Origin of the sequence: Flavivirga algicola (genome assembly GCF_012910715.1) — a bacterium.
Taxonomy (GTDB): Bacteria; Bacteroidota; Bacteroidia; order Flavobacteriales; family Flavobacteriaceae; genus Flavivirga; species Flavivirga algicola.
Genome location: NZ_JABBHF010000010.1, coordinates 1 through 15835, shown reverse-complemented (window position 1 = coordinate 15835; position 15835 = coordinate 1). Strand labels below are relative to the sequence as shown.

The following is a 15835-nucleotide window of genomic DNA, read 5'->3' as shown; positions in this document are numbered from 1 at the left end:
TGGTAATATATAAAAATAAAAAACGCTTCGGATATCCGAAGCGTTTTTATAAAACTTATTTATTTAAAAACTATTTAATAGTTTCTTATTTTATTAAGTTGATCTCAACTCTTCTGTTGTTAGCTCTACCTTTTCTAGTTTTGTTAGTATCGATAGGCTTAGCTTCACCATGACCAACAGCAGATAATCTTGAAGAGTTAATACCGTTAGCAACTAAGTAATCTTTTACAGAGTTTGCTCTAGACTCAGATAATTTTTGGTTAGTAGATTCTCTACCAACACTATCTGTATGTCCTTCAACAGTAAATGTTGCAGTACTATACTCATTTAAAATTGCGATGATATCTTTTAATACACTTTCAGATTGTGTTTTAATAGTAGATCTTCCAGTATCAAATAAGATTGTTTTTGCGTACTCATTCAAAGTTTTTTGAACTTCTTCAGTGACTTCAGGACAACCATTGTTAGCAACAGTACCAACAACATCTGGACATTTATCATCTTTGTCTAACACACCATCACCATCTGTATCTGGCCAAGGACAACCACTGTTAGCAGCAGGACCTGCAGTATTAGGACATTTATCATCTCTATCAGTTACACCGTCACCGTCAGCATCTGGACAACCAGCTAACGCTTTTAATCCAGCAACTGTAGGACATCTATCATCTTTATCAGCAACACCATCACCGTCTGTATCAGGACATCCGTTAAGCTCTGCTAAACCAGCTTCGTTAGGACAAGAATCTTTACTGTCTTCAATACCATCACCGTCTGTATCAGGACAACCATTGAAAGCTTCTAAACCAGGAACATCTGGACAAGCGTCATCTTTATCATAAATACCATCACCATCAGCATCTGCTCCACCAAATTTGATAGAAAGACCAACTGTATGTTGGAAATGTGTGTTTAAATAATCTTCAAATGCATGTTTGTACGCAGATTGCACGGTTAAACCAATATTTTCGCTAAACCAAAGATTGAAACCTAAAGTTCCGTTTAAAGTTCCAGCTCCAACTTCGTCTACCCAAGTGTAACCTCCACCAACGCCTAAATAAGGCTCGAAAGTTTTCCAATCTAGTGTTTCACCTATACTATACTTAATAGTAGCATCTGCTCCGTAATAAGATAAGTCGTCTACTTTAATAGCATCTCCATTGGCATCTTCTCCCCAGTTTTCTATTTTATTTAGAGAACCAGCAATTCCAAAAGAGAAACCGTCTCCTACATATTTAGATACAGAGATAGTTGACAAAGAAGGTAAAATGTTCCAGTTATCAACATCCACATATTTACTAAAAATAGTCTCACTAAAAGGAGCACCGTCACCAGAAGGGTAAGCATCTACTACGTTAGTCCCAATAGAAATTTGCCATGGATTGTTTTTGTCTTGCGCATTAACATTGCTATAACCAAGTACAAACAACATAGCGAACAATAATCTGCTAAGATTTTTCATATTCAAAAGTTTAATTTTTAAAGTGTTAATTGTAAACAAATGTAAGTTGTTAAATTTTATTAACAAAGACAAATATATAAAAAAATAGTACATTTCGTTTATCCATCGATAGTTCAGAATGATTTTAGATAATTTTTCAAAACCTTACCAACTTCATTAAGCGTATTAATAGCCTTAGCTAAATGCTTCTCTACAGGGCTATTAAAGCTGTACGCCCATTCTTGCTTTTTTTGTAAGAACTAAAGGAAAAAAGAATGGGAAATAATATAATCGTCTTACTTTTAATGGTTATGGTATTTTTTCATAATTTCCTTATTTCTTCATCATTCTTTTATGACTCTTATACTTCTTTTACTTTAATCTCATCATTAACATATATAAGAATTTTGTTAATCACAGCTATTTTCATGTCTTCTAAAATATCTTGATAAGATTGCAATTGCTGCCAATGTTTTTTATCTTCAACACCTGTTTTATAATCGATAATTACAGCTTCATTGTCGGCATTTATAACCAATCTATCTGGTCTCAAAATAATGCCTTCTTTGGTAATAATATCTCTTTCATTATATATCGTATAATCTGAACCATAATAGTTTTCAAGCTTTGGGTGTTTAATAATCTTATTTACTATGTGTGTTAGTTCGGTGGCTTGTTCTTTTGTGATCAAAGAAGCTTTTATAAAACTATTGAAAACCGAATCAACATCATCCTTTGTTTTTATTTGGGACATAATATTATGAATAAGGTTTCCTTTTTCTATAGCCTCTTGTTGACTTGTATCCCAAAGAAGCCCAGATCTGGTTATAACCTTTATATTATGCGTTTCTTTTGCTGTTGAAATAAATTCTTGTTGAATATGAGCTTCTTTTACAATTGTTGAAACTTCGGATGTCTTTTCATGATTACCAAAACTATATTTCAATTGTGAATCATGCCACATCCCTAACTGTTGCAAGTAGCTTATAAATAAACCCGAATATCTTTTCATATTGGGAATTCCTTTTGATGAAATGTCTTTTGTCGAAATGATATATAATTGCTCTACGGCCCTTGTTAAGGTTACGTATAATAAATTGATATTATCTAATTCCTGTTCAGATTGATGCCTATTGTAAATACGCTGCCCCTCTTCTCCATAATTCTCAAAATCTCTATTATAGTTTAATAAAGTATATGTAAAACCAGCATACTTTTCTTTATCTATCTCAAACCACTCTTTTGGATCTAATTCTCTATAAATATCTAAATCGGCATAAGGAAAAATGACCACAGGAAACTCCAAGCCTTTAGATTTATGGATCGTCATTATTTGAACCGCATTTTGTCCTTTTGGGGACACAATACTTAAGCTTTCTTTTTTCTTGTCGAAATATTCTAAAAATCCAGAAATATTTGATCCTTTCTTTTGCGAAAAGTCTAAAACAAGATCTAAGTAAAATTGGATGTAAGCATTGGAAGATTGAACTAAGTTAAAGTCTCTAACTATCGTTTCTGCTAAATCGTAAAGTGGCAACTGTAATAACAAATCACTATTTACAAATATATTGAATGCCTCAAGACTTTTAAATAGATTAAAGACTGATAAATTTATATGCCTTGAGAAAAATTCATGTTTGTTTTCAATATTAAAAAGCGTATTTAAATAATTGAGAATCTCAATTTTTATTTCATTGTTTTTTGGCTGAACTAAAAGTCCTAAAATGTTATTTACAAAAACAACTTCCATTGAATTGTTAACTAGCAATGTTTCTGAAGAGATTATAGGTATGTCATGCTTACCTAAATAATTTGCTACTGCAACGCCTTCATTTTTTTTACGTACCAACACGCAAATATCTTCTAATCTAAAATTATTTTTTAGACAACCATGAATTGTTTTTAAAACATTTTCAGAAAACTGCTCATTTCTATCGGCTTCTTTGTCTAGATCCAAAAAGGACAATTCAACATGGCCCGTATCTTCTAAAAATGTATTTTGATATGCTTTCTCATAAAGATCTTTATAATCTTTGTTACTAAAAACCTGTCCAGATAAATAACTAAAAAAACCATTATTAAAATTTACGACACTTTTAAAACTCCTGTAATTTGTTGGAAGGTTTTCAACATGTTTTTCTACATGAAATGGGTTATCATCATTAAACAATCCGATAAACTGTTCTGCTTTTCCTCCTCGCCAACGGTAAATAGCCTGTTTTGCATCACCAACCAGCATCGCATTTCCTGTTTCGGCAGATAATGAATTTTCTAAAAGTGGAATTAAATTTTCCCATTGCATGACCGAAGTATCTTGAAATTCATCAATAAAATAATGATTGAACTTTTCGCCTATACGCTCATAAATAAAAGGGGTTGGTTGATTTCTTATTTCTTTACTAATAATGGTGTTGAACTCAGAAATAAGCATTTTGTTTTGTTCTTCTTTAAGTACTTTTAGCTCGTTGTTAATCGCATTTAAAACCGATAATGGTGTTATGTTTTTGTAAAAAGCCTTTAAAAATCTCAGATGAAAAACCTTTTGTTTGGTTTCGTAGAAACCAGCAGCTATTTGTGGTTGAATCTGTTCTATTATAGAAGCTATCGTATCTGCAACACGTTTAGGGTATAATGTTTTAGATTCCAGATCTTCTTGCCATTTTGCTTGAAAATTCAAATCAAACTTTTTATTTGCCAGGTTTTTAAAATGCTTTGGCAAATAACTTCCAGAAAAATCATTAAATTCCAAACCAGCCTCTTCAATTAAAGTTATTGCCTTTTGTGCTTTTTCAATAATATGGCTTTCTAAGGCTGTAAAATCTTTACTTAGCTGTGCTTTAAGAGTTTTAAAATCATCTAGGGTCTTGTCTTTTAATGTTTCAATAAAGGGTATATCATTTTCATTAACCAATAGCTTTGCCATTTTATTAAAATCAAAAGAAACGTCCCAGCTTTTGTCGTCATCGGCTTTTTCAATAGCAAAGTCAACTAGTATTTTAGTAAGGATACTATCTGTTCCAGCTTTTTCAATAAGGCGATTAACAGCTTCGTTTAGCAGAGCATCTTGATCCAGTTCTACTTCAAAATTTAAGGGCAATCTTAAATCATATGCAAAAGTTCTAATAAGTTTATGCGTAAAGCCATCAATGGTCGAAATATCAAATGCAGCATAATTATGTATAATGGTATTTAATAATTGCCTTGATTTATTATAAAGCACATTGGGGTCCATTTGTAATTCTTCACAAATTGCACTAAACATACTATTAGGCTTATTTAATATCGCTTTGTTGGAAAATTGCTTGAGTGTTTCAATAATTCGATCTTTCATTTCAGCTACTGCCTTGTTTGTAAACGTAATAGCCAAAATGCGTTTAAACTGCTCAGAATTGCTAGATCTGTACAAAATTTTTAAATATTCTTTTACCAATGTAAATGTTTTTCCACTTCCAGCAGAAGCATTATAAATGGTAAAAGAATGGTTTTTATTCATGAATTATAATTTTGGATACAAGATAAAAACTATCAATGGTTTCATAACAATTAATTATTTTTAATTGACCTGTTTTATATGTAATTTTGAAAGGAATTAAATATTAATATTTTTAAAACAAAAACTATGGCTTTCGAATTACCGAAATTAGGATACGCATATGATGCATTAGAACCTCATATGGATGCTCGCACTATGGAGATACATCATTCTAAACATCATCAAGGATATACAAACAATTTAAATAATGCCATTGCCGGAACAGATTTAGAAGGCAAGTCTATTGAAGATATACTAGGAAATTTAGATATGAATAATGGTGCCGTGAGAAATAATGGTGGTGGTTTTTACAACCACTCATTGTTTTGGGATGTCATGAATCCAGAAGATAGAGGCTATTTATCTGGAGACTTAAAAGATGCTATTGAAGCCGAATATGGGTCTAAAGATGAGTTTATTGCTGCTTTTAGTAAAGCCGCTGCAACACGTTTTGGTTCTGGTTGGGCATGGCTATGTGTACACAAAGGCGGTAAAGTTGAAATATGCTCTACACCAAATCAAGACAACCCCCTAATGCCAGGAGTTAGCTGTGGAGGAACACCTATTTTAGGCCTTGATGTTTGGGAACACGCTTATTATTTAAACTACCAAAACAGACGTCCAGATTATATTAGTGCATTTTTTAATGTTATTAACTGGAATGAAGTTGAAAGACGTTACGCTGAAGCAAAATAAATTTTTGCAGTAGAATACGTTTAATACCTAATAAAAACCGCTTGGTAAATATTTGCCAAGCGGTTTTTTTATACTTCAAATACTTGTTTTCGCTATACAGTACATAGAATCCATATAACTAATAAGAATAAGGGTGTATAAAAATCAACTGCTTTTTTTGATTCTTCACCCCTGTTTTCAGGGTATTCTTTTTCACTGAAAAGGATGTTTCCACAACGTTTATGATGACGCATCTTTGTACCTCAATTTTTTATTAAATACCAAGTAACAAATATTAACCTTTAAAATTTAAAATTATGCAATGGGGAATTACCTTAATCTTACTAAGTATTGTGGCCGTACCATCTTTACTTCTTTCAAAAAAACCAAACGCAAAAGAACTATTAGAAAAAATTGAACCATACCAAGGATGGATTGGATTTATCTTTTTCTGCTGGGGTGTTTGGGGGGTTATTACATCTGTATTAAACCTTCACATGCTTACAACACGCCCAATATGGTGGACCACCTTATTAGCTGGGTGTATCGTTGAAGCTATTTTAGGATTTATGCTAGGCTTTGGCTTGATTAATAAGTTTATCCTATCTAAAAACGAAGCAGCTAAGGAAAAAGCAAATAACTTGAGAGCGAAATTAGCTCCTAAACAAGGAAAATTAGGCGTTGTTGGATTAATTGTTGGGTGCTGGATGATCGTAGCTTCTTTCATATTCTAAAATTATTAATCATCAAAATAATAAATAAATACAAACAAAATGAAAATAAAAAATGTCATTGCAATAGCTTTATTGACTATTGGTAGTATCGTAAATGCAAATGCTCAAAAATTATCGAAATTCGGAGGTTTAACCGAAAAGAAAATAGGTCCCAAAACCATAAAAGTTCCTTATACAGATATGGTGTCTTATTTGGGATACGCATCTCCTGGAAATGAAGATGAAACAAGAGAAAACAAGAAGTTTTATTATATCTATGTATGGATACCAGCTGTAGCTCCAGAATTAGGAATAAGAATGATGTCGCCAGTTGGAAAGGCTAAAATAAAAAATGCTATAAAATCTAAAGCCTACACAGATAATGCCAGTTCAAGTGAGTATTTCGATACGTATATTACCTTAGAGCGTTCGGATATTTTTAGTAAAGATAAAATTAGCGAAACTGCTGTAAGCAATGCCAAATGGACAGTACTAGAACGTAATGACGATAGTAGCGAAATGCCAAAGCAACCAAGCGGTAGCCGATATAATTCATTGTTGAGATATAAAAGCGAAGCTAGTAACCCACAAAAAGCATTAACTGCAGGTTTATATCGTATTGGTTTTACGACTTATAAAACAGGCGAAGTTAAGGGAACATTTTTGGCACAGGTTGCCGCTCCAATAAAGCTTCCAGGGGTAGTTATGGCTAAAACTATTGAAGCCTTAAAGAAAGAATTGTAAAATTTTTTCAAAAAAATAAAAACTCATCCTTTTTTTAAGGGTGAGTTTTTAGTATTATTAAACATTAAAAGCTGTTTTCAATTTAAAGTATTATTTCAAAAAACACTTTTCAACAAAAAATACTGCCTATAAAACACCAATTATGTTAAAGTCATTATACCAATTATTTTTAGCCCTACTACTATTTTCAACGACAATAGCTGCTCAGGTTAATGACTCAAACTCCTCTTTTAAAATAGATATAGCTCCAGAAATAGAGAAAAAAGAAAAGGCAGAAATATATGAAGCTTTTGAAATTTTAAATCGTGGCGACAAAGAAGCTTATACTATTGGACATAAGCTTCGAAAAAAATCGAGAACGCATTATGCCAGAATCAATGCCGTTTTATTATTAGCACATTATTTTAATAATAGACAGCTAGCAGATTCTTCCAACTTCTATGTCGACGAATATATGAAATTGAATACCGTAGGAAACGATTCGTTAATCTCTAGAAGGAAAACTGCAGCTTATAATTTATTAGCTATTAATTATAAAGAAAAAGGTCTGACTGAAGAAAGTAAAAAATGGCATCAAAAAGCCATCATATTAGCAAAAAAATATAATGAAGAGGGAAATTATTTCAAACACCTGCATGGGCTTGCAGTGAGTTACATGGATATAGGGGACTTAAAACAGGCTACGCAACTTTTTAATGAGTGCTTAACGTATAAAAAGAATATTGAAATAACTATGGGCAGTTATATCAATTTAGGTCATATTTATTCAGAAAGTAAAGATTTTGAAACTTCCGATTTTTTTTTAAAAAAAGGACTGAAAATAGCTGAACAAGAACATTATACTTCTGCAATAACATCTACATTAATGAATTTAGCTTCTAATGCCCAAATACAAAATAAAAAAAACGAAGCTTTAGCACTCTATGATAGAGTTATAAAAATAGCAAGTATAAATAAATTTTATAAAGAAAAACTAATGGCTGAAATGAATGTAGGGAGTATTTTGGTCAATGCAAAAAAATACGATACCGCTGAAATGATTTACACGTCTGCCCTCGTAAACTCAATCGAGTTAGGGTATCTAGATCAACAATTAAATATCTATGAAAACTTAAAAACCATAGCACTAAATCAATCTGATTATAAAAAAGCATACTTTTTTTCTTCAAAATACTTTACTGTAAAAGATTCTATCGGTCAACTTCAAAAAAACGAAGAGATCAATGAATTGGAAGTTAAATACCAAACACTACAAAAGGAAAAAGAAATTAGTCTCCTACAGGCTGAAAAAGTCAATCGAGATTTAGAGTTTGCAAATCAAAGAGAGGCCTTTCAAAACTTGGAACTACAAAGAAAAATAGAAAAGAAAGAAAGTGAAAATGACTTGCTGTTTATTCAAAATGCAACAGAAAAAACGATTAATGAAAATAATCTGCTTAAAAAAAATCAAGAAATTAAAGAGGCCCAATTTTTAATTCAACAGGCAGAAACACAAAGACAAAGAAGTATTAAAAATATGGTTCTATATTCCTTTCTTATCTTTTTAATACCTATGATAGGTTTATTGTATACCTACTACCTAAAGTTAAAAGCGCAAAACGAGCTAAACACAAAACAGGAAGAAGTAAACGAACAAAAAATAGCATCTATCTTAAAAGATCAAGAATTAAAATTAGTAAAAGCCTCGATAAAAGGCCAAAATAGTGAACGTGCCCGTATTGCCCAAGAACTACACGATAGTATAGGGGGTAATTTAGCTGGCATCAAATTACGATTAAATAATCTTGACAACAGTAGTAATTTTGATTCTATTAACCTTCAAATAGATGATACTTACAGGCAAGTTCGAGATTTATCACATAATTTAATTCCCAAAAAATTTCGTGAAAACAATTTTTGTAATGTGCTTAGAGAGTATCTTAACAATACATTAGAAGGCAGTTCTATAAGTTCAAATATGGATGCGTATCCTGTCGAAGAAATCGACCTCTTGGATGAGAGACTACAGGCTGAAATCTTTAAAATTATTCAAGAATTAATAACCAATACTATTAAGCATGCTAAAGCAAGTATTATTGATATTCAAATTAATTTGATAGACAATGTTCTTGGTGTTATTTTTGAAGATAATGGCATTGGTTTCGATATTAAAAAACAAACCAATGGAATCGGCTTTAAAAACATGAAAAATCGATTGAAAAAAATATCGGGAGTTCTAAATATTGACTCCAACCCCAGAATAGGTACTATAATAAGTATCGAAATTTCTAACTTGAAACCCACTACCTATGAAGTATAATTTAATTATTGCAGATGATCATAAAATGTTTTTAGATGGTTTGCTAAGTATTTTCGAATCTGAAGAGGCCTATAATATTTTATTAACCGCAAAAAATGGTGCCCAGGTCTCTAAGTATATAGATATTAATAATAATGAACAGATAGATCTTGTTATTACAGATATTACCATGCCAGAAATGGATGGAATTGCATTGACCAAAACTTTGAAAGAAAAAAACAACCATTTAAAAATCCTTGCTGTAAGCATGCATACCAATCCAGATATGATTGATACGCTTATTGAGAGCAACGTAGATGGTTATGTACCAAAAAATGCAGAAAAAAAGGAATTACTAAAGGCTATAGAAACTATTTTAAAAGGAGATAAATATTTTTCAAGAGAGATCACAGATATCTATATGGAAAATAAATTTTCTAAAAAGAAAAAAGAAAACATCAAATTAACACAACGAGAAATTGATGTTATTACTTTAATAGCAAAAGAGTATACCACTCAAGAAATAGCAGATAAATTGTTTTTAAGCAAGCATACTATAGAGAGCTACCGCAAAAATTTAATTGCAAAATTAGAGGTAAGAAACTTAGCAGGACTAACTAAATATGCCATAAAAATGAAGTATTTGGATTAATGCCTCCTTTCCTTTTCGCTATGTTAATTTTTCTGGTTAACATCCATCTTTAAATTATTCTTCATGTCTCTATTTAGTATTTATTCATTTTTACCATCACACTTTGATGGTAGGCTTATTTTAAGATTGGTTTTTCCTAAAACAAAACTCATACAACTTTTTTTTATTTTCTAATACCCTGTTTTCAGGGTATTTTTTTCACTGGAAAAGATGTTTCCTTAATGTTTATGATGATGCATCTTTGTCTTATGAAATTTTATAGAGTGACCAAAACAAATATCATCCTTTTAAAATTTATGATTAGATGAACTACCAGTTACTATACGCGTGTACATTAACATCACATAATTTTTTAAGCATTTTTAGCTGGGTCGGCAAATTACCGACCCAGTCATTAAGAATAACCTGAATCAAAACCCAACCTATGAAAAAAATTAAGCTCCTTAAACGCTCATTTACAGCATCCATATTAAAAGTGATTAGAGGTGATAACTTTTATTTTGCTGTAACATTTTAGACTAAGCAATTTAGTTGTGTTGACTCATTTTGCATCATTACTTAATGCTGTATTTGGAGTTTTATGGATGATAAAAAGTCCGTAATAAAAATATAGCGTTAAAACCCAACCTCATATTTGGCTTATTACTTAAAGACACCAAACCATGACAAAAAATACTCTTACTATTCTACTCATCTTTTTCTGCTATAACCTATTTGGACAGACATTTAATTCTATTTGGGATACAGAACAAACAGATACAGGCACTTCGGCTTCCAATCAAATTATTATCCCCACAAACCCTGGTTATACATACAACTATACCGTAAATTGGGGAGACGGCTTAACAGATTCAAACTTAACTGGAGATGCATCCCATACATACGCCACCCCAGGACGATACACCATACAGATAAGTGGTGATTTCCCTGCTATCTATTTTAATAATAGCGGTGATAAAAACAAAATTATAGAAATACTTGCATGGGGAGATATTCAATGGCAAACCATGGAAAATGCTTTTTATGGTTGTATAAACTTAAATTTTGATGCTATTGATAACCCTGACCTCTCACAAGTAACATCCCTTAGGTATATGTTTAGGGGGGCTAGAGCTTTCAATGGTATTATAAATAATTGGGACACCAGTAACATAACAGATATCTCAGGAATATTTTCAGGTGCTTATACCTTTAACAGACCATTAGACAATTGGAATACAAGTAATGTAACCACTATGTCTGAAACTTTCAACGGAGCTTCATCTTATAATGAACCCTTAGATAATTGGAACACAGCTTTAGTTACCGATATGTTCTCCATGTTTAGGAGTGCAAATTCCTTCAATCAAAATATAAACAATTGGGATGTTAGCCAAGTTACAAACATGGCTGGAATGTTTTCGAGTGCTAGAACTTTTAATCAGCCATTAAATGGCTGGATTGTAAGTAATGTTACAAACATGTCTGACATGTTTAATTCTGCAAGAAGTTTTGATCAAAATATAAACAACTGGGATGTTTCGTCTGTCACTACTATGCTTCGCATGTTTCAAAGAAGTTCCAGTTTTAATCAACCTCTAAATAGTTGGAATGTAAGTAATGTGACCGATATGACCAGTATGTTTGACGGTTATTATTTGACAAACACTTTCAATCAACCATTAAATAGTTGGGACGTCAGTAACGTGACCAGTATGAGCCATATGTTTAGGAACACTCGAAATTTTGATCAGCCACTAAACAACTGGAACGTAACCAATGTGACGAATATGAGGAGCATGTTTGAAGACACAGATAGCTTTAATCAAGATATAAGTATCTGGGATGTAAGTAACGTTACAAATATGAATGGTATGTTTTACCGTGCTGACGTTTTTAACCAAAATATTAGTATTTGGGATGTAAGTAATGTAACCAATATGAGCCAAATGTTCAGACGTACAAGAACGTTTAATCAACCTATTGGAAATTGGAGCGTAAGCAACGTAACAGATATGAGCCAGATGTTCCTAGGAGCAGAGGTGTTTAATCAACCTTTAAACTGGGATGTAAGTAATGTAACAAATATGTACCAGATGTTCAGACAGGCAGAAGCTTTTAACCAACCTTTAAACCATTGGAATACCAGTGCTGTAACTAACATGGCCGCTATGTTTGCCTCCACCACAGCTACTATCGCTTTCAATCAACCCCTAAATAATTGGGATACAAGCGCTGTAACTAATATGTCCCAAATGTTTATTAACACCACGGGGTTTAATCAGGACTTAAGTAGTTGGGATATTACGAGCGTTACAGATATGACCAATATGATTGCCAATTCGGGGCTCTCTCAAACCAACTATGATAATACCTTAATAGGCTGGGCTACACAAGCTGTTAGACATGATGTAAATTTAGGAGCATTCGGTCTAAACTATTGTGATGGTCGAAATGCCCGTCAAGAACTTATAGATAATTTTAATTGGACTATCACTGATGATATTATAAACTGCCCTTTTGTACTATGTACCTCGTTGGTTTCTCCTCAAAATGGAGATAACAACGTACCAGCAAATGCCAATATCATATGGCAGGCCGCACCTGGTGCAACTGGATACCGAGTAAGTGTTAGAAGAGTAAATGGGGGAACTACCCAAATTATTCGTGACAACGAGGATGTCGGGAATGTTATTGGTATTGATTTTACAACAGATTTAACTCCAGGAGATCAGGTCTTTGTTACAGTAGTACCTTATAATGCCACTGGACCTGCAACAGGTTGTACCGAAGAAAGTTTTACGGTAGTTTCGAGCTGGGTAAACGATCCCACTGCCTTTAAGCTTACCTACGACACAAGAATTAATGACCCTTTTACTTCAGCCGAAAATCAGCTGGAAATAAGAACCAGTTCTGGTTTAACATACAATTATTCTATAGATTGGGGTGATGACCAATTTAACAACAATGTTACTGGTTCCATAACTCATACCTACTTAACCCCAGGTATTTATACCATATCTATCATTGGAACTTATCCAGCACACTATTTTTATTATGGCACAGATAGCATAAAACTATTGTCAATAGATCAATGGGGCACACAACAATGGCTGTCTATGCGGAGAGCATTTTTCGATTGTGAAAATTTAGTGGATTATAATGCTACAGATATACCCGATTTATCTCAAGTAACTAATATGTCCCAAATGTTTGACGGAGCTCAGCATTTTAATGGCAATATTGATTCCTGGGATGTAAGCCATGTAACCGATATGTCCCAAATGTTTAATGGAGCCAATGATTTTAACCAGCCTTTAAGTAATTGGGATGTAAGTAGTGTCACAACTATGAATCAAATGTTTGTAGGAGCAAGGAACTTCAATCAAAATATAAATACCTGGAATGTAAGCAATGTAACAAATATGAGGTATATGTTCAGTTCCGCTCAAGTTTTTAACCAACCCTTAAATAATTGGAATACGAGTGCAGTAACCGATATGTCTGGCATGTTTAATTACGCTCGAGATTTTAACCAACCTTTAAACAATTGGAATGTGAGCAACGTTACAGATATGAGCAATATGTTTAGGAACGCCGAAAATTTTAATTACCCTATAAACAGTTGGGATACAAGAGCTGTAACTAATATGTCTGCAATGTTTCAAAATACTAGTGCGTTTAATCAACCTTTAAATGATTGGGAGGTATTATCTGTCACTTTAATGAATTCTATGTTTGAAAACGCCTCAACTTTCAATCAACCTATTGATACATGGGAAGTTACCAATGTAACAAATATGTCTTCCATGTTTAAAAATGCCATAGCTTTCAATCAACCTTTAAATATCTGGGATGTGAACTCGGTTGCGAACATGTCTTCCATGTTCGAAAGTGCTCAGGCATTTAATCAACCTCTTGATGCTTGGGATGTGAGTGCAGTTGCCAATATGTCCTCTATGTTTCAAAATGCCTTATTATTCAATCAGCCATTAAACACTTGGGACGTATCATCTGTTACCTTAATGAATTCCATGTTTGAGGATGCCGAAGTATTTAATAACCCTATCGATAATTGGGATGTCGCTTCTGTAACAACTACGGAGGCTATGTTTAAAGATGCGATAGCATTTAATCAACCATTAGGAAATTGGGACACAGGAGAGGTATTAACCATGGCAGAGATGTTTAATGGCGCTTCTGTTTTTAATCAAAATATAGATAACTGGAATGTTTCTTTTGTCACAACGATGCAGGCTATGTTTAGAAATGCTCAAGCGTTTAATCAACCGTTAAATTCTTGGAATGTGGCATCTGTAAATACCATGCGACAAATGTTCAGTGGAGCTTCTACTTTTAACCAATTGATAGATGGTTGGAATGTTAGAGGTGTTACGACCATGGAACTCATGTTCAATGATGCCACAGCGTTTAATCAAACTATTAATAACTGGAGAATTTCAGGTGTATCAAACATGGATTATATGTTTAGAAATGCTACGGCATTTAATCAATCTTTAGACCGTTGGAATATTGGTACCGTGAGTATGCGTTCTATGTTTGATAATGCAACTGCTTTAGATCAGGAATTTAGCACATGGGATGTGAGCCATGTTTCCGACATGAGAAATATGCTGGACAACACTGCACTAACAAGAGAAAATTACGACACCACATTAATAGCTTGGTCTGAACAAGCACTCACCTCTGGAATCACTTTGGGCTCTCAGGGGCTAATCTATTGCGATGCCTTAGAAGAAAGACAATCTATGATTGATACTTATGGTTGGTCTATTATTGGTGATATGCTAGATTGCCCTATTCCTAGGTGTACGCAACTTGTAGCACCATTAAATACAGCGACCGATGTTCCTGTAAATACCAACTTAAGCTGGGAACCTGCTCTTTATGCAAGGGGCTATAGACTTACGGTTCGTACCAATCCTGGAAATGTAACCATTGTTAATAATGAAATTGTTAATGATACTTCATACGAATTTGCTACCGATTTTTCTGGAGGTGAAACCGTTTTTGTAACATTAATACCATTTAATAGCGAAGGAGATGCTTCTGGTTGTATAGAAGAAAGTTTTGTGATTGTAAGTGGCACTATTCCAACTGTACCTGACTGTACTAACTTAACCACGCCAACCGATAGTGCAACTGGAATACCCGTGGATTCAGATTTAGAATGGCTACCTATAGCTAACGCCGATGGTTATCGTATTACAGCAGGTACAACTTCAGGTAATAATGATATAATAGATAATGTAGATGTCGGTAATATAACCACATACAATATTCTTACAGACTTACCAGAAAACAGAACGATATTCGTAACCATAACGCCGTATAATGCCATAGGAGATGCCACTTCATGTTCTGAAGAAAGTTTCACTACAGAAACTATTCCAAGACCACCAACATGTACAAGTTTAACAAGTCCATTAAATGGGGCTACGGATGTTCCTGTAAATGCAAATCTTAGTTGGAACTCTGTACCTAATGCTACAGGCTACTTGTTAACGGTAGGTATTACTGGAGGTGGTATAGAGGTTCTTAACAATGTTGACGTTGGTGATGTAACAACCTACAATTTACCAGACGATTTAAGAGCTAATAGGCTAATTTTTGTAACTATTATTCCTTACAATAGTGTTGGTGATGCCATAGGTTGTGTTGAAGAAAGTTTTAGAACAGGAAATGCCCCTGCAACTGTACCTGGGTGCACAACACTATCAGCTCCGCTAAACGGCGGTACCGATGTGGCCGTGGGAACGGACATCAGCTGGAACGCAGCCGCAGGTGCCACGGGATACAG

At 33.4% G+C, this 15835-nt stretch carries 8 protein-coding genes; 6 read left to right on the top strand and 2 right to left on the bottom strand.

Translation table 11 applies throughout. The annotated features are described in order from the left end of the window. Positions 1–85: 85 nt before the first annotated feature. Positions 86–1462 (bottom strand): OmpA family protein, encoded by a 1377-nt coding sequence (locus tag HHX25_RS16070; RefSeq protein ID WP_169675623.1) that lies wholly within the window; start codon positions 1460–1462, stop codon positions 86–88. A 340-nt stretch (positions 1463–1802) separates the two neighbouring features. Continuing rightward, the gene (locus tag HHX25_RS16065; RefSeq protein ID WP_169675621.1) at positions 1803–4934 is read right to left on the bottom strand and encodes a UvrD-helicase domain-containing protein; all 3132 of its coding nucleotides are present in this window, start codon (positions 4932–4934) and stop codon (positions 1803–1805) included. Positions 4935–5060: 126 nt separating this feature from the next. Here HHX25_RS16065 and HHX25_RS16060 point away from each other — a divergent pair, with 126 nt between their 5' ends. The 6 genes from HHX25_RS16060 to HHX25_RS16035 form a co-directional block, all read left to right on the top strand. Beyond that, complete coding sequence (locus tag HHX25_RS16060; protein WP_169675618.1) at positions 5061–5669, top strand: superoxide dismutase; 609 nt, start codon at positions 5061–5063, stop codon at positions 5667–5669. Positions 5670–5965: 296 nt separating this feature from the next. Next, the gene (locus HHX25_RS16055) at positions 5966–6382 is read left to right on the top strand and encodes a hypothetical protein (RefSeq protein ID WP_169675616.1); all 417 of its coding nucleotides are present in this window, start codon (positions 5966–5968) and stop codon (positions 6380–6382) included. Positions 6383–6421: 39 nt separating this feature from the next. Continuing rightward, a complete protein-coding gene (locus HHX25_RS16050) occupies positions 6422–7105 on the top strand; it encodes a Lipl32 family lipoprotein (RefSeq protein ID WP_169675614.1) in 684 nt (227 codons plus the stop codon). A 142-nt stretch (positions 7106–7247) separates the two neighbouring features. Further along, positions 7248–9404, top strand: coding sequence for a tetratricopeptide repeat-containing sensor histidine kinase (locus HHX25_RS16045; RefSeq protein WP_169675612.1), 2157 nt, complete (start codon positions 7248–7250; stop codon positions 9402–9404). Next, on the top strand, positions 9394–10035 hold the full coding sequence (locus tag HHX25_RS16040; RefSeq protein WP_169675610.1) for a response regulator transcription factor: 642 nt from the start codon (positions 9394–9396) through the stop codon (positions 10033–10035). Before HHX25_RS16045 ends, HHX25_RS16040 begins: the two co-directional genes overlap by 11 nt. 662 nt (positions 10036–10697) lie before the next feature. Further along, positions 10698–15835: BspA family leucine-rich repeat surface protein (locus tag HHX25_RS16035; RefSeq protein ID WP_169675608.1), on the top strand; the 5138-nt coding region annotated here is incomplete at its 3' end.